The 20,186-nt window shown below is 68.7% G+C and carries 24 protein-coding genes; 18 read left to right on the top strand and 6 right to left on the bottom strand.

The annotated features are described in order from the left end of the window. The first annotated feature begins 22 nt into the window (after positions 1–22). Positions 23–2,002, top strand: coding sequence for a histidine kinase (locus tag ACIBX3_RS29215; RefSeq protein ID WP_397122427.1), 1,980 nt, complete (start codon positions 23–25; stop codon positions 2,000–2,002). On the opposite strand, the gene ACIBX3_RS29220 is transcribed toward ACIBX3_RS29215, so the two are convergent. Continuing rightward, entirely contained in the window at positions 1,999–2,607 is a 609-nt protein-coding gene (locus tag ACIBX3_RS29220; RefSeq protein WP_397122429.1) for a DNA-binding response regulator, read from the bottom strand. The genes ACIBX3_RS29215 and ACIBX3_RS29220 overlap by 4 nt on opposite strands. Positions 2,608–2,698: 91 nt before the next feature. Here ACIBX3_RS29220 and ACIBX3_RS29225 point away from each other — a divergent pair, with 91 nt between their 5' ends. Together ACIBX3_RS29225 and ACIBX3_RS29230 are read left to right on the top strand one after the other, a co-directional pair. After that, positions 2,699–3,430, top strand: a complete 732-nt coding sequence (locus ACIBX3_RS29225) for an ABC transporter ATP-binding protein (protein WP_397122431.1) — start codon at positions 2,699–2,701, stop codon at positions 3,428–3,430. Continuing rightward, complete coding sequence (locus tag ACIBX3_RS29230; RefSeq protein ID WP_397122559.1) at positions 3,430–5,745, top strand: FtsX-like permease family protein; 2,316 nt, start codon at positions 3,430–3,432, stop codon at positions 5,743–5,745. The genes ACIBX3_RS29225 and ACIBX3_RS29230 overlap by 1 nt, the downstream gene beginning before the upstream one ends. A 23-nt stretch (positions 5,746–5,768) precedes the next feature. Here ACIBX3_RS29230 and ACIBX3_RS29235 read toward each other — a convergent pair whose 3' ends face one another. After that, positions 5,769–6,263 carry a hypothetical protein gene (locus ACIBX3_RS29235; RefSeq protein ID WP_397122433.1) on the bottom strand — a complete coding sequence of 165 codons (495 nt, stop codon included), beginning with the start codon at positions 6,261–6,263 and terminating at the stop codon, positions 5,769–5,771. Positions 6,264–6,595: 332 nt separating this feature from the next. Here ACIBX3_RS29235 and ACIBX3_RS29240 point away from each other — a divergent pair, with 332 nt between their 5' ends. Together ACIBX3_RS29240 and ACIBX3_RS29245 are read left to right on the top strand one after the other, a co-directional pair. After that, positions 6,596–6,787, top strand: a complete 192-nt coding sequence (locus ACIBX3_RS29240; RefSeq protein ID WP_397122435.1) for a hypothetical protein — start codon at positions 6,596–6,598, stop codon at positions 6,785–6,787. Positions 6,788–6,871: 84 nt separating this feature from the next. Next, on the top strand, positions 6,872–7,447 hold the full coding sequence (locus ACIBX3_RS29245) for a GNAT family N-acetyltransferase (protein WP_397122437.1): 576 nt from the start codon (positions 6,872–6,874) through the stop codon (positions 7,445–7,447). Positions 7,448–7,722: 275 nt separating this feature from the next. Here the strand turns inward: ACIBX3_RS29245 and ACIBX3_RS29250 are convergent, their stop codons facing one another. Next, positions 7,723–7,815 (bottom strand): helix-turn-helix domain-containing protein, encoded by a 93-nt coding sequence (locus ACIBX3_RS29250; protein ID WP_397122439.1) that lies wholly within the window; start codon positions 7,813–7,815, stop codon positions 7,723–7,725. Positions 7,816–8,015: 200 nt separating this feature from the next. On the opposite strand from ACIBX3_RS29250, the gene ACIBX3_RS29255 reads away from it, so the two are divergent. The 5 genes from ACIBX3_RS29255 to ACIBX3_RS29275 all read left to right on the top strand — a co-directional run bounded on the left by ACIBX3_RS29255 (position 8,016) and on the right by ACIBX3_RS29275 (position 10,956). Continuing rightward, complete coding sequence (locus ACIBX3_RS29255; RefSeq protein WP_397122440.1) at positions 8,016–8,228, top strand: hypothetical protein; 213 nt, start codon at positions 8,016–8,018, stop codon at positions 8,226–8,228. After that, positions 8,207–8,446, top strand: coding sequence for a hypothetical protein (locus tag ACIBX3_RS29260; protein WP_397122442.1), 240 nt, complete (start codon positions 8,207–8,209; stop codon positions 8,444–8,446). Before ACIBX3_RS29255 ends, ACIBX3_RS29260 begins: the two co-directional genes overlap by 22 nt. 49 nt (positions 8,447–8,495) lie before the next feature. Next, positions 8,496–9,002 (top strand): RICIN domain-containing protein, encoded by a 507-nt coding sequence (locus ACIBX3_RS29265; RefSeq protein WP_397122444.1) that lies wholly within the window; start codon positions 8,496–8,498, stop codon positions 9,000–9,002. A gap of 1,128 nt (positions 9,003–10,130) precedes the next feature. Continuing rightward, positions 10,131–10,382 carry a hypothetical protein gene (locus ACIBX3_RS29270; RefSeq protein ID WP_397122446.1) on the top strand — a complete coding sequence of 84 codons (252 nt, stop codon included), beginning with the start codon at positions 10,131–10,133 and terminating at the stop codon, positions 10,380–10,382. A 277-nt stretch (positions 10,383–10,659) separates the two neighbouring features. Then, positions 10,660–10,956, top strand: coding sequence for an STAS domain-containing protein (locus ACIBX3_RS29275; protein WP_397122448.1), 297 nt, complete (start codon positions 10,660–10,662; stop codon positions 10,954–10,956). Between the two features lie 394 nt (positions 10,957–11,350). On the opposite strand, the gene ACIBX3_RS29280 is transcribed toward ACIBX3_RS29275, so the two are convergent. Further along, positions 11,351–11,752 (bottom strand): helix-turn-helix domain-containing protein, encoded by a 402-nt coding sequence (locus ACIBX3_RS29280; protein ID WP_397122450.1) that lies wholly within the window; start codon positions 11,750–11,752, stop codon positions 11,351–11,353. Positions 11,753–12,154: 402 nt separating this feature from the next. Continuing rightward, positions 12,155–12,553 (bottom strand): hypothetical protein, encoded by a 399-nt coding sequence (locus ACIBX3_RS29285; protein ID WP_397122452.1) that lies wholly within the window; start codon positions 12,551–12,553, stop codon positions 12,155–12,157. A 350-nt stretch (positions 12,554–12,903) separates the two neighbouring features. Here ACIBX3_RS29285 and ACIBX3_RS29290 point away from each other — a divergent pair, with 350 nt between their 5' ends. From ACIBX3_RS29290 to ACIBX3_RS29300, 3 genes are all read left to right on the top strand, one after another. Continuing rightward, complete coding sequence (locus tag ACIBX3_RS29290) at positions 12,904–13,533, top strand: hypothetical protein (protein ID WP_397122454.1); 630 nt, start codon at positions 12,904–12,906, stop codon at positions 13,531–13,533. 180 nt (positions 13,534–13,713) lie between these two features. After that, the gene (locus ACIBX3_RS29295; RefSeq protein WP_397122456.1) at positions 13,714–14,286 is read left to right on the top strand and encodes an RNA polymerase sigma factor; all 573 of its coding nucleotides are present in this window, start codon (positions 13,714–13,716) and stop codon (positions 14,284–14,286) included. Continuing rightward, entirely contained in the window at positions 14,279–15,130 is an 852-nt protein-coding gene (locus tag ACIBX3_RS29300; RefSeq protein ID WP_397122458.1) for a CU044_5270 family protein, read from the top strand. The genes ACIBX3_RS29295 and ACIBX3_RS29300 overlap by 8 nt, the downstream gene beginning before the upstream one ends. Before the next feature lie 113 nt (positions 15,131–15,243). Here the strand turns inward: ACIBX3_RS29300 and ACIBX3_RS29305 are convergent, their stop codons facing one another. Beyond that, positions 15,244–15,795 (bottom strand): hypothetical protein, encoded by a 552-nt coding sequence (locus ACIBX3_RS29305; RefSeq protein ID WP_397122561.1) that lies wholly within the window; start codon positions 15,793–15,795, stop codon positions 15,244–15,246. Between ACIBX3_RS29305 and ACIBX3_RS29310 the strand changes: the two genes are divergently transcribed. The 5 genes from ACIBX3_RS29310 (at position 15,712) to ACIBX3_RS29330 (ending at position 20,182) form a co-directional block, all read left to right on the top strand. Further along, the gene (locus ACIBX3_RS29310) at positions 15,712–15,900 is read left to right on the top strand and encodes a 4-oxalocrotonate tautomerase family protein (protein ID WP_397122563.1); all 189 of its coding nucleotides are present in this window, start codon (positions 15,712–15,714) and stop codon (positions 15,898–15,900) included. The genes ACIBX3_RS29305 and ACIBX3_RS29310 overlap by 84 nt on opposite strands. A 198-nt stretch (positions 15,901–16,098) precedes the next feature. Further along, positions 16,099–17,112, top strand: coding sequence for a LacI family DNA-binding transcriptional regulator (locus tag ACIBX3_RS29315; protein WP_397122460.1), 1,014 nt, complete (start codon positions 16,099–16,101; stop codon positions 17,110–17,112). Between the two features lie 63 nt (positions 17,113–17,175). Beyond that, positions 17,176–18,477 carry an ABC transporter substrate-binding protein gene (locus tag ACIBX3_RS29320; RefSeq protein WP_397122462.1) on the top strand — a complete coding sequence of 434 codons (1,302 nt, stop codon included), beginning with the start codon at positions 17,176–17,178 and terminating at the stop codon, positions 18,475–18,477. Further along, a complete protein-coding gene (locus ACIBX3_RS29325; RefSeq protein ID WP_397122464.1) occupies positions 18,474–19,349 on the top strand; it encodes a carbohydrate ABC transporter permease in 876 nt (291 codons plus the stop codon). The genes ACIBX3_RS29320 and ACIBX3_RS29325 overlap by 4 nt, the downstream gene beginning before the upstream one ends. Further along, positions 19,346–20,182, top strand: coding sequence for a carbohydrate ABC transporter permease (locus ACIBX3_RS29330; RefSeq protein ID WP_397122466.1), 837 nt, complete (start codon positions 19,346–19,348; stop codon positions 20,180–20,182). Before ACIBX3_RS29325 ends, ACIBX3_RS29330 begins: the two co-directional genes overlap by 4 nt. Positions 20,183–20,186 lie beyond the last annotated feature (4 nt).

A 20,186-nucleotide genomic window follows, 5' to 3' on the forward strand; every position in this document is an offset into this window, starting at 1 on the left:
GGACATCTCCTAGGCTGCACGGGTGCACAAGCGGGCGAAACTGATCGTTGCCGTCGTGTTCGCGGGCTTCGCGAGCGTCTACGTGGTGGCCGGGTCGCCCTTGGCGCCGGCCGTGTTCGGGGTGCAGGTGGTCTTCACCCGGCGGCGCTCGTGGTGGCTGATCGCCCTCCAGATGGCCCTGGCGTACGGATCGGTGCTGCTGTTCGGCTCCTCGGTAGGCATCCTGGGCTTCGTCGGCGGGTCGTTGCTCCTGACCCCGCTCTGGCCGCTCGCCCTGGCTGTCGTGGCGAGCGCCGCCCTGCTGGGCCCCGTCGACCCGGTGATCAGCATGGTGCTGATCTCTCTGGTCGTGCACGGCCTGACCAGGATGATCGACCGAATCGACGAGGTGACCGCGGCCCGGCTGTCGCTGGCGATGACGGCGGCCGCCGAGGAGCGGCTGCGCATCGCCGCAGAGCTGAACGCGGGCCTGGGACGGGCACTGTCCGCGATCGCCGACGGCGCGCGTACCGGAACACCTGACGTGGAGACGGCGCGCAGTTCGCTGGCCGATGCCCGGGCGGCGGCGGCGAGCTACCGGGCCATGTCCCTGGCACCCGAGCTCTCCACCGCCAAGGCGATGCTGACCACGGCAGGCGTCACCGTGGACGTGCGCGTCGGCCACGCCGAGCCGCTCGGCCCAGCGGGCGCGCTCCTGGCGGCGGTGCTCAGAGAGGCCGTGATCGAGATCGTCCGGCGCCGCACGGCCACCACCTGCCGCATCGAGACGCTCACGGAGGGGACCGCGGTACGACTGCGCGTCTCCCACGACGGCGCCCGGACGGCGGGCGACGAGGATCTCGGCGATCTGCCGGAACAAGTCGAGGCAGCCGGCGGCACACTCACCGTCGAGCTCGCCGGGGACGCCTCGGTGACCGTGGAGACGACCCTGCCCGCCGTACGCCCGCCCGTCCAGCCCTCCTACGACAGCGCGTTGTCCATGGCGTTGCTGGCGGCCGTATCGGTGGGGTTCTCGGTGAAGGCGCTGCTGGCGGCCGGCTCGCTGTGGCCGGCTGCGCTGCTGGCCGTCATCGTCTTCATGCAGCTGCGATCGGTCGAGGGCCGTCACCCCGTGGCGCTGTCGATCATGGCGGTGCTGACGTTCGCCCCGATCCCGCTGTTCGGGCAGGCCTGGCTGGGAGTGGCCGGCTTCCTGGCGGGGCCGGTCCTGCTGGTCTTCCAGTGGGCGGTGGCGCTGCCACTGGTGGCGTTGATCGTGGCGACCGTCACGGTCTCGGGCGTGCTGCTCGCCATGCCGATCCCGCTGACCGTGAACTACGCGATCAGCACGGTGGTCACGGGCCTGGTCGTGTACGGACTGCTCAAGCTGGCCCAGCTGGCCAGGGAACTGCGCGAGTCGAAAGACGGCCTGGCCCGCGCGGCCGTCGTCGAGGAGCGGCTGCGGGCCGCCCGGGACCTGCACGACCTCCTCGGGCACACCCTGGCGGCGATCCTCCTCAAGTGCGAGCTCGCCCGCAGGCTCGACGCCGAGCGGGCGCGGAAGGAGCTCGACGACGTGCTGACGATGACCGAGCGGGCGATGCAGGACCTGCGGGCGGTGTCGGGCGAGCACGGCGAGTTGTCGCTGACCGCGGAGGCGGACTCGGCCCGCTCGCTGCTGTCGGCCGCGGGCATCGAGGTCGAGCTCGACCTGGGCCACGACACCCTCGGCAGGGACGTGGACACCACACTCGGCATCGTGCTCAGGGAGGCGGTCACCAACGTGCTGCGGCACAGCTCCGCCCGCCGGTGCACGGTCACGACGTCAGTGGAGGACGGGGTCGTACGACTGAGCGTGCGCAACGACGGCGTGGGCTCCACGACGTCCCGCCGCGGCTCGTCCGGGATCGGCAACCTCACCACCCGGCTGGCCGCGCTCGACGGCCGGCTGGCCGTCTCCGCCGAGGACGGCTGGTTCGAGCTGACCGCCACGGTGCCGACACTCGCCTGGGCACCCGCCTAGATCCAGCCCGCCTCGGAGGCGATGCGCACCGCGTCGGTGCGGTTGCGGGCGTTGAGCTTGGCCACGATCGTGGTGATGTAGTTGCGCACGGTCCCCGCGCTGAGGAAAAGCTGCCCGGCGATCTCGGGCGGTTCGGACCCCGCGGCGACCAGCCGCAGGACATCGGCTTCGCGTGGGGTGAGCGGGTTGTCGGCCAGGTGCCACGCGGTGGCGGCGAGTGAGGGGTCGAGGACGCGTTCGCCCCGTGCCACCTTCCTGATCGCAGAGGCGAGCTCCTCCGGCGAGGCGGTCTTCAGCAGGAAGCCGTCCACCTGGGAGGCGAGCGCGCGGCGGAGATGGCCCGGCTTGCCGTGGCCGGTGAGCATGAGCGTGCGGCAGGTCGGCAGCTTGGCGCGCAGCTCGCCGGCGGCGTCGAGGCCGTCGATCTTGCCGGGCATGTCGATGTCCAGGACGGCTATGTCCGGCCGGTGCACCAGTGCCGCGGCCACCGCCGCGTCCCCCGACTCGACCGCCTCCACGACCTCGATGTCGGGCTCGAGGCTGAGCAGGGTCACGAGCGCTTCTCTGATGACGTGCTGGTCCTCGGCCAGGAGCATACGGATCACCTGACCATTATGTCCGGATCATGATGAGGTCATGACCGGGTCGTGATCGCCTCTCTGGCAGCGGAAAGCGCTGATCAGCAGGCTTGGTCCCATGACAGATGCAGTGCGTTTGGACGCGGTGAGCAAGGTGTACGGCAAGGGCCGGAGCGCGGTGGCGGCTCTGCGCGAGGTGTCGGTCGGCATCCCCCGGGGCACCTTCACCGCCGTCATGGGCCCCTCCGGCTCGGGCAAGAGCACCTTCCTGCATTGTGCGGCCGGGCTCGATGTGCCCAGCTCAGGAGCGGTACGACTGGGTGGCACCGACCTGACCAGCATGGACGAGAACGCGCTGACCGAGCTCCGGCGGGGCCGGGTCGGCTTCGTGTTCCAGGCCTTCAACCTGGTCTCCGCGCTGACCGTGACCGAGAACATCACGCTCCCGCTCATGCTGGCCGGCGCCCGGATCGACCGGCCCTGGCTGGACGAGGTCGTGCACCGGGTGGGTCTCGGCGGGCGTACCGACCATCGCCCCGCCGAACTCTCCGGCGGCCAGCAGCAGCGCGTGGCCATCGCCAGAGCGCTGGTGACCAGGCCGGAGGTGGTGTTCGGCGACGAGCCGACCGGTGCGCTGGACACCATGACCGCCCGCGACGTGCTGACCCTGCTGCGGGAGGTGGTCTCCGCGCTCGGCCAGACCGTGGTGATGGTCACCCACGACCCGGTGTCCGCCGCGTACGCCGACACGGTGCTCTTCCTGGCCGACGGCCGGATCGTGGACGCGATGACGGCCCCGACCGCCGAGAAGGTGGCCGAGCGCATGACCAGGCTGGGGGCGTGGAAGTAATGATCTCCTTCGCGTTGAGAACGCTCCGCCACCGCAAGGCCGGATTCGCCGGCGCGTTCGTGGCCCTGCTGTGCGCCGCCGCGCTGGTGACGGCGTGCGGGATGTTGTTGGAGACGGGACTGCGCGGCGGCGTCGCCCCCGAGCGGTACGCCGGCGCCCCGATGATCGTGGCGGGTGACCAGTACGTCAGGCACACCAAGGAGAGCGGCAAGGAGAAGGCCAAGCTCCTGTCCGAGCGCCGGTGGATCCCCGCCTCCCTGGCCTCGGAGATCCGGCGGGTCCCCGGCGTCACGAAGGTGGTGACCGAGGTGACCTTCCCCTACGCCGGGTACACCGCCCACGGGTGGGAGTCCGCCGCGCTCACCCCGTTCACGCTCGCCGAGGGGCGCGCCCCCAAGGCCGCGGACGAGGTGGTCGTGGACGTGCGCCACGCCGGCCAGGCGATTCCCGGCTACCGCGTGGTGGGAGTGACCGCACAGGCGCTGCCCAGCCAGGACACGATCTTCTTCGCCACCGGCGAGGCCCGCCGCCTGGCCGGACGCGACGGCCTGGTGACGGCGATCGGCGTCTGGCCCGGAGCAGACGTCACCGTCAAGGGCGCCGTGGCCTACACCGGTGACGAGCGCGGCGCGGTCGAATTCCCGGAGGGGGAGGGCTCCCGGGTCAGGCTCATCAGCCTGGGCGGCGCGCTCGGCGGCACCTCGCTGCTGGTGGCGATCCTCGTCGTGGTGGGCACGTTCGCGCTGTCCATGCAGCAGCGCCGGCGCGAGATCGCCCTGCTGAGGGCCGTCGGCGCCATGCCGCGCCAGGTCAGGAAGCTCATCGGCGGCGAGGCCCTGGCAATCAGCGCAGTCGCCGGAGCGCTCGGCTCCGGGGGAGGGATCCTGCTGGGATTCTGGCTGCGGGCCAGGTTCGTCGACCTGGGCGCGATGCCCCCGAACCTGCGGCTGGTCGTCAGCCCGTTCCCCGCGATCGCCGCGGTGCTGACCACTCTGGCGGCCGCGTGGGTGGCGGCACGCGTCTCCGCCCGCCGTACCGCGCGGATCAGGCCGGTGGAGGCGCTGGGAGAGACAGCGATGCCCGCCGCGGGTCTCCCGCCGGCGCGGCTGATCGCGGGCCTGATCGCCCTCGCCGGCGGGGTGGCGCTGACGATCGTGCTGTCCAATCTGTCCACGGAGGCGGCATCCAGCCCGGTCACCATGCTGACCGCGCTGGTGTGGACGATCGCGGTCGCGCTGCTCGGACCGGCGATCGCGCGGGCGGCGACGGCGCTGCCGCTGCGGGCGCCCGGCGTGGCCGGCTACCTGGCGCGGAAGAGCCTGCGCGCCGGGACCGGGCGGCTGGCCTCCGTGATCACGCCGTTGACCCTGATGACGGCGATGACCTGCACGATCCTGTTCGCGCCGGCCACCATGGGACACGCCGCCCAGAGCGAGCGGAACGCGGGCGTCAAGGCCGACCATGTGCTCGCCCCGGGCACGTCCGTGGCCGCCGTTCGCCAGGTGCCCGGCGTGCGAGCCGTGACCGAGGTGCTGCGTACCTCGGTCAGGATCGATCTCGAGAAGTACGACGCCCAAGCCGTCACCCTCGACGGCCTGGAGCGGACGATGGACCTGGGTCTGGTGGCGGGCTCTCTGGACGGGCTCGGCGACACGTCGGCGGCTATCAGCCGTACCGCCGCCTCCCGGCTGGACGCCGGCGTGGGCGACCGGCTCTCGCTGGTGCTCGGCGACGGCACTCCAGCCGTGGTGCGGATCGCCGCGATCTACTCCCGTGGCCTGGGCTTCGGTGACCTGACCCTCTCCCGCGGGCTCGTCGCGGGCCACGTGGACGACACCCGTGGCACCGTGCTGGTGGCCGGCGGCTCACGTGCGGCGCTTCCCGCCGGGACCGTGCTGGACCAGGCTGCGCCCGGCGCCCCCAACGCGGCGGTCGCGTACGTCGCCATGGGGCTGATCATCGCCTTCTGCGCGATCGCCGTGGTCAACACCTTGGCCATGTCCACCCTGGCCCGCTCGCGCGAGCTCGCCCTGCTGCGCGTGGTGGGCACGACGCGGCGGCAGGCGGCGCGCATGCTGCGTACGGAGACGCTGACGGCGCTGGCCGTCGCCGTGGCCGTAGGGACGCTGATCTCGCTGGTCACGCTGGCGGCCTTCAGCTTGGGGATGACGGGATCGGCGCTGCCGTACGTGCCGCCGCTCACGTACGTCGCGGTGATCGGCGCCGTGGCCGCCCTTGCGCTGGCGGCCACGGCGATCCCGGCCAGATTCACACTGAGGCCCCGCCCCGCCGATGCGCTCGGCGCGCGCGAGTGATCTCAGCTGCTCAATGTAGCGGGCTAGCGGCAGGCGACGCCGGTGAGGCTACGGCGACCGTTGTAGTCGTCCTCGCCTCCGGGACCGGTGTGGTCGCCGTGCATGACGTGGATACTCACGCACATGTTCTTGCCGTAGACCTTGACCGGGCCGGCGTAGTACTTGAACCTGCCCTGTTCCATGTCGTAGTTGTTCTTGACGGCGTCCTCGGCGTAGCGCTCGTTGTACATCTCGATGAACAACGGGGTCTTCTCGCCGTAGCGGGCGTGTCCGGGACGCTTGACCAGGGCGGCGCAGTTCCAGCCGCTGGCCGGGTTGTAGAACAGCTTGATGTCGCTGCGGTAGTACGTCTCGCCGGTGAGCAGGTCCTTCAACGGCACCCGCCAGCTTCCGACGAGGTTGCCGCGGCAGCCGTAGGCACCCGCGTTCGCCGCTGAGGGAAGCGCGATCGCCACCGCCGAGACGGTCATTGTCGCCGTGAGCATGGTGAGTATTCGCTTGAACGTGCTGTTGCTCATGGTGTGACGGCGGGCCTGCTTGTCCGATTGGCGTCGCCCGGCCCGTTGTCCCGCCTGTGGGCACTCACCGTTTCCTGTCCACTCTCTGGGCATCTGCCTCGAAAAGTCTGTGGCGCAATGCACACTGAACCATTCTTTTTGTCCGAGGTGCGGGGTGCGCCGGCGCGCGGGTGGCCACGGCTTGGAAGTTCTTGAGCCGGTTGATCGCCCGTTCATGACATTGCGCCGGCCGTCCGACTGCGGCGTGACCTGCAACGCAGCTTGGCCGGGAATCTGCAACATTGTTTGGCCGCGTACGTCACGGACAGCAGCGGGGTGGTCAGCTGATCCCGATGACCAGAGCATCGCGGGCGGCATCGATGACCTCGGCGGTGATCCGGTCGACGCCGTCGTTGAGTTTCATCACCCAGGATCAGCCCCAGGCTGCTGCGGTCGTAGAAGTCGCGGACCTGATCAAGGGCGCGGGTGGTGAGCCGGGGTTTCCGGGAGCCCTGGTCGCTTCGGTGTCCTGTCGGTTCCTGTAGGGCGATCGCCGCGTCGTTGTCGGAGACGTCGTCCGCAGTAATCCGTTTGTGTATCACCACAGCCCGCTGTCAGTATGAGGGCCCATGCGTCACCCTCTTGACACGCTGGACTGGCCGATTTCCACCGAGCGGCTGCTGTTGCGCCGGGCTGCCCCCGACGACCTGGACGCGACCTGGGCCTTCCGGCAACTGCCGGAGACTCACGAATGGGTCGCGGCCGCCACAAAGACCTACGACGACTACCGTGAGCGTTTCCTCCGCGAGGAGCGGCTCGTAGACCTGCTCATCGTCGAACTGGACGGCCGGGTGATCGGCGACCTGACACTGAAAATCCAGGATGGTTGGGCCCAGGAAGAGGTCGCTGACCAGGCGAAAAGCGTCCAAGGAGAGCTCGGGTGGACGCTCGATCCCTCCTACGGCGGCAAGGGCTACGCCACCGAAGCGGTACGCGCCCTCATCGACATCTCCTTCAAGAGTCTTGGCCTGCGCCGCCTGCACGCGGACTGCTTCTACGACAACGAATCCTCGTGGCGGCTGATGGAGCGGGTCGGGATGCGCCGCGAACAGCACACGGTGAGAGACTCACTCCACCGCACCAAGGGATGGCTCGACGGTCTCTCATACGCGCTCCTGGCGGAGGAATGGCCCGCTCACGAGTGATTACGGCGGAGACGCTTGGGAGCCTCGCCGGGACGAAGATCACGTTGTCACTCATACACGCGGCCGCTCTCCTGCCGGCGCTGCGGCTGGAACCCAAGGACGCCACCGCGCCGGCACGGCTCAGTGCGTGGGGTGAAGCGCGGTGAAGGACATTCGGCCCGCCCGTCGTCGTGGGCGTCCAGGGGGTGAGCCAACGCTATGCGCGGGCACTGACAATCTGCGGGCGCCGGCGGGCCGTCTCAGAAACGCTCGATTCCGCGACCGGCCGCGGCTTGTCAATCGCTGAGGTAGCGGTGCAGGGAGGTCTTGGGGATGCCGGTCTTGGCGGCGATGACGCCGAGGGAGTCGCCTTGGGCCTTGAGGAGCAAGCAGCGGATGCAACGGATCGTCGGCTCGGCGCTGGACCAGTCCGGAAGGCCCTGACGCTGCGTATGTCCTCGCGAATCAGCGACGACGTCATCCAGCGGATGTTCACCCTGATCGCCCGCCGCAGCGAGGCCGCAGAGGCGGCCGACCAGGCCGAGCAGGAGTCACCCAGCCTAGGGACGACGAAGGGGAGGAGACGCCGGTGGACAGCGAGGGCGCGGACGTGTTCGCGGCGATCCGCGAGTACCCCGGCAACGTCAGCGTCACCACGATGGAGAAGGAGGTGTTCAAGCTCGGCGCCATCAAGGCGATCGGGCTGCCGGAGGACCTCTTCGACGACATCGCCCCGGGCGTGCTGCTGTCGTGGCGGGCCCGGCCAGCGAACACGCTCACGTGCTCCGCCAGGCCAACCTGATCGTCAGCGTCCGGCAGCTCAACCTGGTGCTGCACTTCCTCACCGAACTGGGCGCCGACCTCCTCCTCGGGCGGTCCGCCGCGGACCAGCGTCTTTCGGCGGACGCCGAAACACCCTCGCCCCCTGACGGCCGCGCGCCGATGATGGAATCCGCCGGGCGCTTGGACGAGCCCCGTACCAGGGGCGTCATGCTCACGCTGACTCGTCGGCCCGGATGAGCCCCTACGCGAGGAGACGCACCATGCGCGCACCAGGAAAGCCGCCGCGGTGATCCTGGCTACAGCACTGATGGCGGCCAGTCCGATGATCGCTCATGCACAGTCATCCGAGAGCCACGAACGAGCCCGCGCGTCGTTGCCGGCCTCGGAAGGCGCGCACAACATCGTCTATTACGGGATCCGGAACTACAAGTCCAAGAAGTTCCTTCAGCCCGCGTACGAGATCGACGCCGTCGGCGCCAGGATCGTCCAGGAGGCCGAAGCGCCGACGTGGTACCAGAGCTGGAACGATATCTTGGACGGCGGCTACTGGAGTTTCGAGAACATGGGCTCCCGCAAGAACCTCGGCATCAGCGGCGGCAGCACCGCGCACGGCGCGATAGCCATTCAGGCGAATCCGGCCGGCGACCTCAATCAGGACTGGGAGATCCGCTACGGCGTGCACCCCTACCCGGCAGGCATCTTCGTGCTGGTCAACCGCAGGAGCGGGCTGTGTCTGGGCATTTCCAACGCGAGCATCGAGAACGGCGCGCAGGCCGCCCCAGTTCCGCTGTGACGGGTCGCTCAACCAAGGCTGGGACATGCCCGTTACCGTTAACGATTAGCCTGGTCAGGCGTTCAAGCCGACACCGCTGCGATCGCGCCGACCCCGGCCAGCGCGTGCGCGCACCTGGACGACGTGCGCGCCCTCCACGCCGCGCTCGGCCCCATGGTCTCCGACCTGCTCGCGCTCGCCCTCCACGCTAACGGCCTGGACGCCGAAGCCCGCGAGGTCCGCGCGTCACCCAGCCCGATCCGCCCCGACTTCTTGGCCCGGCGCTCGGGTAGCTGCGACGGGCCCCAAAGTAGCGTTGGGTGCAACGATCACGTGAGGTAGTCGGACACCTGGAAGACGGCTCGAACATGGCGGGATAAGTCTGGCGTTATAACGATCACCAGTATGTTTCCCCAGGTCGTGGTGCTCGATATCTCTCTTTATGCCAAGCCGCCCGGGCTCCGGGTTACGCACCGTCGCTTTGGGCCGGGCGGCTCGACTCTTATCGGCACCTCTTATACGGGACCACAGTCCGATGCCAGGTAGATTCCTCGGCCGCGAGGGGCCCCGGCGCCGGCGTATCGAAACGACTTGTAGAGGTCCGCGCCGGAGATTGTGAAGGGCCCCTTGTCGGGCCAGTTGTTGATGTCCACGCAGAAGGTCTTGGACGTCGTGCAGGTGTTCTTCACCTCAACGTAACGGCCGTTATTTTTCGTGTACCACTTCGAGACGGAAATGCCACAAGCGGCTGTGACATCGGTACCCGATGTGACCTTGGCAGATGCCAGGGCGGGGGTGGTTCCGCCCATGAGCGCAGCCGCTGCGATGAGCCCCCCTGCCAAGGTGCCGATCTTACGTCCTAGCAACTTGTTTCCCCTTTCCGAGGCCCAGTCGGTCGACTGGGATGGGTCATGAGCCTCAGGCTAGGGATCGGCGGTATGTAGCCGGTATGCCGCCTACGGCGGTGGCCAGCACGCCGCCGGTCGCGTCCCGGACGCGGCGTAAATAGATCACGAGCGTAGGTTCCGTACTGAACCGCCAAGTTCCGTACGAAGGAGTCCCACGCTCGTGACTCGTCGAGTATCACCCTGCCTGGAGCGAGCCTGCCCTTCGCGGGCAGGGCAGCCGCCTGTGGCTGACCTGTAAGGCGTGGAGCCGGCCGATCAGCCTGGCGATGCGGCGTTCGCCCATGACGAGAACCTCGACCCGCTGGAGCCGGACGACCCCACGAGCCATAGCGCCATCGCCATCGCGAGCGCGTTCTTGGAGTCCGGGGGCCGGATCTCAGCCCGAGGTCACTCTCGACGACTCGTTCCTTCTGACGACGCCCTTGACCGGGTGAACGCCGTGGCGCGCGAGGGTCGGCTGGTCGGCGGCCTGGTGGCCGCGCGGACATCCTGAGCCGGGATCAGGGACGTGGATCAGGGACATGCAGGCGGGTGGAGGAGACCACGGGTCCCCGCGATCACCCGGTTTTGTCGGCGCCCTGCAGTAGATTGCCGCCACGGCTGACGCCCCAGCATCCGGACGACCTCGCCGAGCTGGAGGCGGCCAAAGCCGAGTGCCCTGGGAGTGCCTGTGTCACAACCCGATGAGGCATCGTGATCACGCAATTTCGGCTGGCTAGCCGAAGACTTTGGGTTGCTCGTTGTCTGCCTGGGGCCAAGGATGATGTCCCATGGACGAGGACGAGGGTGGCTCCGAGCGCTTCACCCTCTCGATCGGCCTGCACGAGCACTTCATCGTCGCCCGCGCGGCGGGCGAGCTCGACTACACCTCCGCCAAAATGCTGCATCTCCAGGTCAAGGACGCCTGGCAGGCGACCCGCACCTCGGGGCTGGTCCTGGACCTGAGCGGCGTGACCTTCTGCGACTCTATGGGCGTCGGCGTGTTGGTGCTGCTGCTCAAGCAGAGCCCGAGCAGCAGAGCAACCTGGTCTTGTCGAACATCCCGCCCCTGCTGGAGCGCATCCTGACGATCACAGGTCTGCGCACCGCGTTCCAGGTGGAGTCGTCGGTGGAGGAGGCCATCGAGACGGGGCAGCCGCCGCCGGGCCTGAGACACCTGAACAGCAGGCCGACCTGGCTGGAGACGCAAGGACCATGTCACGGGCGCCGTCACGGGCACCTGGGAACCGCACGTGCTGAAGCCCAGACACCCATGACCCGACGATTCGGCTCCCCCCGGCAGCCAGCCGCACAGCCCCTGCATACCAGTGATCGACGGCGTGCGAAACGTCATCACACACTGGTAGGTGGCATGAATTCCGGGAGATGCGTGGCCAGAGACAACGAGCGCGATCAAGTCGCCAACCTGCGCACCAAGACCCGGTCAGCCTCACGCTTCCGGGTCTTCTCACACCGCCGGTGTTAGTGTCCGGCCGGGCGGTCGCGCGCGTTGTTGATGCGCAGCGCCTCGGCGAGTTGGTCTTCCAAGATGATGATCCGGCAGGCGGCATCCACGGGTGTGCCCTGATCGACGAGTTCCCGGGCTCGCGCGGCCAGGCGCAGTTGGTAGCGGGAGTAGCGGCGGTGACCGCCTCTGGAGCGTTTCGGCTCGATCAGTTTCGCGGCGCCCAGAGCCCGCAGGAACGTGGGGCTGACACCGAGCATTTCCGCGGCCGCGCCCATGCTGTAGGCGGGGTAGTCCCCATCGTCGAAGCGATCGTCGAACCGGTCTTCAGCCCTGAATCCAGCCCTGGATCCGGCCGTGTCCGCAATCCTGCCGTGAGCGAGCGTGTCACCGCCGGCAGCCGAGCGACGTTGATCCATACATTCCTTTCCGTTTACGCACAGGGGGCCCCGGCGCCTGTCGCGCCGGGGCCCCGAAGAGTTCAAACACCATCTACCATCTACCGGCCATCTGGCCGGCTTACTGTTTTCCGCACCCGCCGTACTGTCCGGCGGTGATGCGGGGATCGCGGATGCGTGACCGAAGACCACCTTCCTGTCTGTGGAACTGCGGTACCCGAGCGGCGAGACTCAGCCGGCAACGGGCGATCCCGATGGCGTTCAACACTCCCTTCATCTCTTCTTCGCGACCTACTGTCCAACTTCACCTACGGCAGCGCGTCCACGGTCAGGACCCCCAACCACTTCGCTGGCCCATCACGTCCGACCTTCTGCCACCTACCAACTGCAACTACAACTTCACCTACGGCAGCGCGTCCACGGTCAGGACCCCAAACCACTTCGCTGGCCCATCACGTCCGACCTTCTGCCATCCACTTCCACTTCATCTTGCTCCGGGCAGTTCATCGTGGTGCCAATACTTCCGCTGCCCGGTCGATCCGGTCCTTGCGATGTGAGAAACAATAGCCTCAGCGGCCACAAATGTCTACTGTGGCGAACACAGGTTTTCGGTGTCGGACGCGGCAGTCTTCCAGAGGCGCCGTTGACCAGCGGAACGCCGTTACGCCGGTGGCCGTCAGGTATCTGGACACCGGCGGCGATGTCGGCGTAGCCGACCTCGCGCCCGTGATTGCAGCGCAGCCAGATCATCACTTCGGCGACGTCTTCCTCGGCCTGCGTGAAGCCCGTTGCCTCACGCCGGGAGGTCTGCCGGCGGCTCATGGCAGCCCACCGGCATCGTCCAGGAACTTCGCCAGCGCGGCGTCGTCCAGGGCCGAGCCGGTGGCCAGGTCCCGGACGGCGGTGATGGGGTGCCGTCAAGAACCATGCGATGAGCCGCCAAACCGCGCCGTCCAGGCCGGGCTGCTGCGCGAGGGCGTCCTGCTCCACCACCAACCCCACCCCAGCGGACACGGCCCGGGCCACGGCTTGGGCCACCACCAGACCGACAAACGCCGCCCCGACGTGCGCACCCTGGCCGCCCGCGGCCTGGCCGGCACCAGTCGCCACACCAGCTGGCGACCCGAAGACGATCGGCACCTTCCCGGGCACGACCACAGCACCCTGTGGATGTGGCAGCGCCGGCTGGTCCTGCGCAACCTCATCCGCCCCTCCACCAGCAGCTCAAACTCGTCTCCGACCTCGACGGCCTTCCCCTGGGTGCCGTCCGCCGCCTCTCCCACGCCCTCAACCTGACCTGGCCCGACTGGCTCGAAGCCGCCGACGACCCCCAGCCGTGCCCGGCCCTGCCCGACACCCTGAACACCACCGCCGGCCGCGCAACCCAGGCCTTCGACGACACCGGCCGCCTCCACGCCCTCCTGGCCCTGGTCCTCGGCCAATCCCTCACCCACCAGCAGATCGCCGACGTCCTGGACTGGCCCCTGCAGCGCGTACAAACCGCGCTCGCGCACCTCGTCCCCACCTCCCGGGGCATGCAGCTGAACCTCGACGACACCACCGCCGAACTCACCATCGCGCCCCGCGCCCTGCCAGCAGGCGCGCGCGACCGGCTCCAGCAGCTTCTTCTTCGGCAACACCCACCCCGGCTCTGGCCTACATCGCCTTCCGTATCGGCGCTCACAAAACCAGCGACGCGCTGGAGTTCGCCCGACACCGCCCCGACGCCATCGGCGCCGCCAAGGCCGCCGGGCTTGTCACATACAGCATCGGAGACGAGCAGTCCCCGTCACTATGGGTGACGGGGTCGTGGACTGCACTCAGCTCCACAATTGGGACGCGGCGTTAACGGGGTTTCTCCTGGTCGGCTAGCCCAGCCTTTCCTTTTCGGATGCGCGCGGGAAGACGATTCCGGCTTGCGGCGAAGGATGGGTGATCGTGACCGCCGACCGGAAGGCCGACCTTATGCCGAAGACAAGAACGTGAGCGCCGAAGTGAGCGAACAGGTGACCGACGCCGAGCTCGTCGCCCGGTACCGGCGCGACCCCGACCTGTTCACCGCCGTCCACGACCGCTACTACCGCGATATCTACCTGTACGTCGCCGGCCGCCTGGACACGCAGATCGCCGAGGACCTCGCCGCCGAGACGTTCCTGCTGGCCTTCGACCGGCGCGACCGGTACGAACCGGAACGCGGAGACCTGCGGCCCTGGCTGTTCGGCATCGCCACCAATCTGATCGCCAGGCACCGCCGCAAGGAGACCCGCCACTACAAGGCGCTGGCCAAGCTGGGGCCCGAGCCCGTCGTGGAAGGCCACGAGGACCGGGTCGTCACCTCCGTCGCCGCCGAGCGCATGCAGCCGCACCTGGCCAAGGCGCTCGCCGCCCTGTCCGGCGGCGAGCGCGACGTGCTGCTGCTCGTGGCCCTGGGCCAGCTCAGCTACGACGAGGTGGCTCAGGCGCTCGGCATCGCCGTCGGCACCGTGGGCTCCCGGCTCAGCCGCGCCCGCAGCAAGATCCTCGCCCTCATCGACAAGGAGAACGCCCATGGATGACCTGAACGCCGTCGCGAGCCTGCTGGCCAAGCCCGAACCGTCCACTGAGGCGATCACCCGCAGCAGGGGACGTCTCCAGGACAGGATGACGCGGGGCCGCGCCCGCCGGCGCCGCGGCCGGCTCCTACCGGTGCTGGGCATGGCGGTCGCCGCCGCAGTGGCCGTCGCCGTGATCGTCACCGGCGTGGCCCCGCCCGCCGCCACGCCGGTCTCGGGCAGAGACGTCCTGCTCATGGCCGCGGCCAGCGCCGAGCACATCCCCCGGGGTACGGGGACCTATTGGCACATCACGCGTACGTGGCAGGGCCCGGACGCGCCCCAGATGCAGGAGAGCTGGACCACCCGCGACGGCCACCGCTGGTCCAGGAACGAGCCGTACGCCACTCCCGGCGCCGTCGTCGAGGACCCGGCCCCGTTCAGGCTCATGGGCGCCAAGATCAGTTTCGAGGAGCTCGAAGGGCTTCCATCGGATCCGGAGGAGCTGAAGGAGCGCATCGCCGGGCTACCCCGCCATGACAGCGCCATGACCCCTGCCGACCGGCAAGGCGAGCTCGTCTCCCCGCTGATCACCCTGATCACGGAGCTGCCGACGCCCGCGCAGGTCCGTTCGGCTGCATTCGAGGCCCTCGCCGCGACGCCGGGGGTCAAGAACGCGGGGCCGGTCGAGGGCGGGCAGGAACTGCTGATCCCGCTCTTCGGGAGCCTACAGGTCAGGATGGTCGTCGATCCCGAGACCGCCCGGGTGACGCGCGCCAACACCTTGCTGACCGCCGAAGGGGGCTCGGCGATGAGCAACTCGTATATCTCGGTGACCACCGAGTGGACGGACGAGCTGCCGCGGTGAAAACCCGTCGTAGTTGAGGCGGGCGCGGCCGGTGTGCGGACCGCAGGTTCCGGGATGGTGTGGCGGATCTTGCGGCGGTGCGGGTAGCACTGGTTGGCGCGGGGCCCGGCTGATCAGACCTCTGCTGTCGATCCGGAGAAGTTCTGCACGCCGATCACGGTGAGCAGGCGCAGTTGCTCGACCGCCGGGCTGCCGGCCGGGGCGGTGAAGAACTGCAGGCGTTGCCGGCCGTCCTCGCTGAACAGGTTCTGGCAGTGGACTTCGACGACGCCCAGCGTGGGGTGGATGACGCGCTTGCGATCCCCGCGGCGCACGGCGACGTCGCCGGTCTCCCACAACTCCGAGAACTCCCGGCTGGCCCGCCGCAGGCGGGTCACCATGTCCATGGACTGCGCGTCGTAGCCGCGACGTCCTATTGCCGCTCGCAGGTCGTAGACCATCACGCGCGAATGGTGCGGGTGCTCGTCCTCCGGGTAGATCAACCGGCTGCTCGGGTCGGTGAACCAGCGGTACACATAGCCGGCCGCGGGTCCTGTCGTGTGCGCGGGCGGGCCGAGCAGGGCCACGGCCAGCCGGTTCTGGTGCCCGCCGGAACGCTCACCTCCGAGCAGAAGGAGGAACTGGTCGCCAAGGTCACCGACCTGTACTGCGCGACCTTCGGCAATGCCGTACGCGATAACACGATGGTGCTCGTCGACGAGGTCGTCGACGGGGGCTGGGGCATCCAGGGTGAGGTCCTCACCCTGGCCAAGATCCAGCAGCACGCCTGAAACCCCCGCCCGGTCCCGCGGCACGTGCCGCGGGACCGCCGCCATCGCCAGGTCCTGTACGCCGACGGAGGCTTCGCATGAACAAGACCGCCGTCATCGGTGGCTGTTCCGCACTTCTTGTGGGCGTGCCATTGACATGCGATGACGCGGATGCTTGGGTTCCTCATACGTATTAGATCCGGATGAGGAAGATTCCACATGCCTGGTAGGCCCAGCCAGCGGGACATCGCGCGACTTGCGGGGATCTCGCAGGCGACCGTGTCCATCGTGCTCAACGGCAGGGCCGACGAGTACGGCATCGCCGTCGCGACGCAGGACAAGGTGCGCGAGGCCATGCGGCAACTGGACTACGTGCCGGACGTGGCGGGCCGGTCGCTGCGCGGCGGGCGCAACGGGCTGATCGGCGTGCACACATTCGAGCGTGTCTTCCCGGTCCGCGCCGATGACTACTACCACGGGTTCCTCGTCGGCATCGAGGAGAAGGCCGTCGAGCTGGGACAGGACCTGGTGCTGTTCGCCTCGACCCAGCGTCCCGACGGCACCCGCAGCATTTATGGAGCGGGAGCCAACCGGCTGCGGCTTGCGGATGGAGCGATCATCCTTGGTCTCGAGCGCAATGACGACGAGCTGGTTCGACTCGCGGCCGAAGGCTTCCCGTTCGTCTTCATAGGGCGTCGGGACCTCCCCGGTGCGCAGGTGCCTTATGTCGCCGCCGACTACGCCGGTGCGATCGACGACGTGGTCGAGCGGCTGTCGGAGGCCGGTCATACTCGTGTCGGCTACCTGGGCGGACCTCTGCGGCGAGGCCCGCAAGAGGAACGGCGCGAAGCCTTCTACCGGTCCAGGCTGGCCACGAGCCGGCCCGTCCTGGCAGAGGCGGAGGCCGTGACCGGGCGGTGGCTGCGGGAGGTGCTGGCGTCGGCGACCACGGCGCTGCTCATCGAGACCCTTGAGCTGGCCGGCGCCGTGGCCGCGGCCGCTCGTGACGAAAAGGTCGAGATCCCCGAAGAGCTGTCGGTGGTCTGTCTCGACATCCTCCCCGACTCGCCCGCCACCAGGGGCTGGAGCCATATCCCGGTGCCCAAGCAGGAGATGGGCGCGCGCGCGGTCGCCCTTCTCCTGGGCCTGCTCGACGGCGAGGTGCCCGCCGACCGCCACGAGACGGTGGCCTGCGGGCCGCTGGCCGGCACGACCATCGCACCGCCCCGCTGATCCGAAAACGAACACCTCTATGCAACGGCTATTCACCAGCTCTAATACGAATTAGGAGTGATCATGGGCAAACATCGCTGGTCGGCGGCGGGAGCCGTACTCCTGCTGCTCGCCGGATGCGGACTGGGCGGAGGAGGGACGCAGCCGAGCAAGTCCGCGGGCAACTCGCTCACCGTCTGGTTCCCCGGCACCAACAAGACCGAGATCGACCTGGTCACCGCCACGATCGTGCCGAAGTTCGAGAAGGAGACGGGCGCGAAGGTCACGGTGACCTTCCTCGACTGGCCCGACCTGTCCACCAAACTGAACGCGGCCTTCGCCGCGGGATCCGCGCCCGACATCTTCGGCCACGGCCCTGCCGCGGTCGCCGACTTCGTGAAGAACGACCGTCTCGAGCCGCTGACCGCCTACGTCGCCAAGCTCAGCCGGCAGGACCGTGACGACCTCGCCAATGCACTGCCCGGCGGTCAAGTGGGCGGGACCCAGTACCTCATGCCGCTGTCCATGCAGGGCAACCTCATCGCCTATCGCGCCGATGACTTCACCAAGGCGGGCCTCGATCCGGACAAGCCACCCGCCACCTGGGAGGCCGTCAAGGAAGCGGCCGAGAAGCTGACCGAACGCGCCGCCGGCAAGATCACGCATGCCGGCCTGCTGCTGCCGAGCCATCCGATCGGGCGGCAGCAGACCTTCGCCGGCCTGCTGGGTTCCGCGGGCGGCACGCAACTCAGCGCCGACGGCAAGAGCGCGGCGTTCGCCTCGCCCGCCGGGGTCAAGGCACTCGACTACTTCATCGCCGCCTACCAGGGGCCCGATGCCGTGGCCGACCAGCTCGGCGGCAACTACCAGGACCTGCCGGTCGCCCAGCAACCGCTGGTGACCGGAGACGCGTCCATGACCGTTCTGGCGCCGCAGACCGTGCAGCAGATGGTCAGGGCCAACCCCGGCCTCGACATCCGGGTCATGCCGGTGCCGAAGTTCGAGGGCGCGGAGCAGGGCGTGGCCGTCGGCGGCGCCGGACCCGGGCTAATGATCAACAAGGACAGCGCGCAGAAGGAACTGGCCTGGAGGTTCATCTCCTACATGATCTCTACCGGGACGAGCGTCGAGTACACGCAGGGCATCGGCGCGATACCCGCGCGCGTCTCCGCGGCCGAGAGCGACTACGTCAAGAGCAGCCCGGTCATCCAGGCCTTCGTCCAGCAGGCCAGCCACTTCCGGCCCAACCCCAACGTGCCCGGCTGGACGCAGATTCGTGACACCCTCTCCAAGCACCTGGAGCGGGCTCTCAACAAGAAGGCCGGCGCCCAGGAAGCCTTGACGGAGGCCGCGGCCGAAGTCGACACCATCCTCAAGAGCGGATGAGCGCACTCGTCGGGAAGCGCCGGTGGGTGGGGGCGCTGTTCGTCCTGCCCGCCGCGCTCTACCTCGTCTGCTTCCAGCTGGTGCCCGTCCTGTACGGGTTCGCGCTGAGCTTCACCCGCTACAGCCCGCTCAGCCGTACCGGACCCGAGCCTGTGGGCGTGGACAACTACGCCAGGCTGCTGGACAGCTCCGAGTTCAGCCAGGCGCTGCTGGTGACCGGGAAGTACGTCCTGATCGTGTTGCCGTTCACCGTGGTCATCGCGCTCGGACTGGCCATGCTCGCCAAGCGGCCCTTCCGCGGGGTCGGCCTGTTCCGCTCGGCGCTCTACGTCCCGCACATCGTCTCGCTCACCGCGGTCAGCATGGTGTGGCTGTGGATCTACTCCCAGAACGGCCTGGTCAACGAAATCCTCGGCCTGCTCGGCCTGCAGGAGCAGAACTGGCTGCTGGAGGAGGGCTCAGCGCTGAACGCCGCCTCTGCCATGCGGGTCTGGAAGGCGCTGGGAGCCAACATGGTGCTGCTCCTGGCCGGGCTGCAGGCGATCCCGACCGTCCTGTACGAGGCGGCGCGAGTCGACGGGGCGGCACGCTGGAACGTCTTCCAGCACGTCACCCTGCCGGGACTGCGGCCGATGCTCACCTACGTCGTCGCCATGGACATCGTCTTCCTCGCCCAAGGCTTTGCCGAGATCTTCGTCCTGACCAGGGGCGGGCCGCTCGGCAGCACCACGACCGTCAACTACCTGATCTACACCGAGGCGTTCCAGTACAACCGGTTCGGCAGCGCGTCCGCGATGGCCTTCGTCCTGTTCGCCTTCATCGTCGGCTTCTCGTTCCTGGCCATCCGCGGCGTCGGAGGGAGGCGCTCATGAACCGGACCGCCCTCGCCATCGCCGCATTGCTCGTGGTCATGCCGTTCCTCTGGATGATCAGTCTGGCCTTCACGCCGGAGAACGACGCCTTCCGATCGGTGTCGCTGATTCCCGCGCGGCCCACCGCGGAGAACTTCGTGACCGCGTTCACCGACGCCCATCTGGGCCGGGCGCTGCTCAACTCGGCCGTCGTGACGGTGGTGGCCGTGCTCACGAACTGCCTGACCGCGGTGGCCGCCGGGTACGGCTTCGCGTTGTTGCCCTTCCGCGGCAGCACGCCGCTGTTCTACGCGCTGGTATCCACGGCGGCGATCCCCGTCTCGGTGACCTTGATCCCGCTGTTCCTCATGGCCAAGAGCATGCCGCTGATCGGCGGCAACGACCTGGCAGGAGTGGGCGGGACGGGGCTGCTGGACAGCCTGGGCGGCGTGGTTCTGCCGTATCTCGTCCTGCCCATGAACATCTTTCTGGCCAGGCAGTACTTCAGCACCGCCGACCCGCATCTGGCCGAGGCCGCCCGGATGGACGGCGCCGGCGAATGGCGGGTGTTCTGGAGCGTTTACTTCCCGCTCGCCCGGCCGCTGGTCGCGGTCGTCGCGATCTTCTCTTTCACCGCGGTATGGGACGACTTCCTCTGGCCGCTCGTGGTCACCACCTCGGAAGAGACCCAGACCGTGCAGCTGGCCCTGGCGCGGTTCCTGTCCACGGGCAACGTGCAGTACGGGCCGCTGATGGCCGGGGCTGTGCTCGTGACGCTGCCCGTCCTGGCCGTTTTCCTGGTCAACCAGCGCAGCTTCATCTCCGGTCTCACCGACGGCAGCGTCAAAGGCTAGAAAG

This window comes from Nonomuraea sp. NPDC049480, from assembly GCF_044465905.1.
Taxonomy (GTDB): domain Bacteria; phylum Actinomycetota; class Actinomycetes; order Streptosporangiales; family Streptosporangiaceae; genus Nonomuraea.

Bases quoted from the DNA above. Each gene is read 5' to 3' on its own strand.
- ACIBX3_RS29245 (WP_397122437.1), top strand. From the start codon at position 6,872: ATGCGTCACCCTCTTGACACGCTGGACTGGCCGATTTCCACCGAGCGG.
- ACIBX3_RS29325 (WP_397122464.1), top strand. From the start codon at position 18,474: ATGAGCGCACTCGTCGGGAAGCGCCGGTGGGTGGGGGCGCTGTTCGTC.
- ACIBX3_RS29280 (WP_397122450.1), bottom strand. From the start codon at position 11,752: ATGGATCAACGTCGCTCGGCTGCCGGCGGTGACACGCTCGCTCACGGC.
- ACIBX3_RS29285 (WP_397122452.1), bottom strand. From the start codon at position 12,553: ATGAGCCGCCGGCAGACCTCCCGGCGTGAGGCAACGGGCTTCACGCAG.
- ACIBX3_RS29235 (WP_397122433.1), bottom strand. From the start codon at position 6,263: ATGAGCAACAGCACGTTCAAGCGAATACTCACCATGCTCACGGCGACA.
- ACIBX3_RS29330 (WP_397122466.1), top strand. From the start codon at position 19,346: ATGAACCGGACCGCCCTCGCCATCGCCGCATTGCTCGTGGTCATGCCG.
- ACIBX3_RS29275 (WP_397122448.1), top strand. From the start codon at position 10,660: ATGGACGAGGACGAGGGTGGCTCCGAGCGCTTCACCCTCTCGATCGGC.
- ACIBX3_RS29300 (WP_397122458.1), top strand. From the start codon at position 14,279: ATGGATGACCTGAACGCCGTCGCGAGCCTGCTGGCCAAGCCCGAACCG.
- ACIBX3_RS29225 (WP_397122431.1), top strand. From the start codon at position 2,699: ATGACAGATGCAGTGCGTTTGGACGCGGTGAGCAAGGTGTACGGCAAG.
- ACIBX3_RS29230 (WP_397122559.1), top strand. From the start codon at position 3,430: ATGATCTCCTTCGCGTTGAGAACGCTCCGCCACCGCAAGGCCGGATTC.
- ACIBX3_RS29240 (WP_397122435.1), top strand. From the start codon at position 6,596: ATGACCAGAGCATCGCGGGCGGCATCGATGACCTCGGCGGTGATCCGG.
- ACIBX3_RS29315 (WP_397122460.1), top strand. From the start codon at position 16,099: ATGCCTGGTAGGCCCAGCCAGCGGGACATCGCGCGACTTGCGGGGATC.
- ACIBX3_RS29320 (WP_397122462.1), top strand. From the start codon at position 17,176: ATGGGCAAACATCGCTGGTCGGCGGCGGGAGCCGTACTCCTGCTGCTC.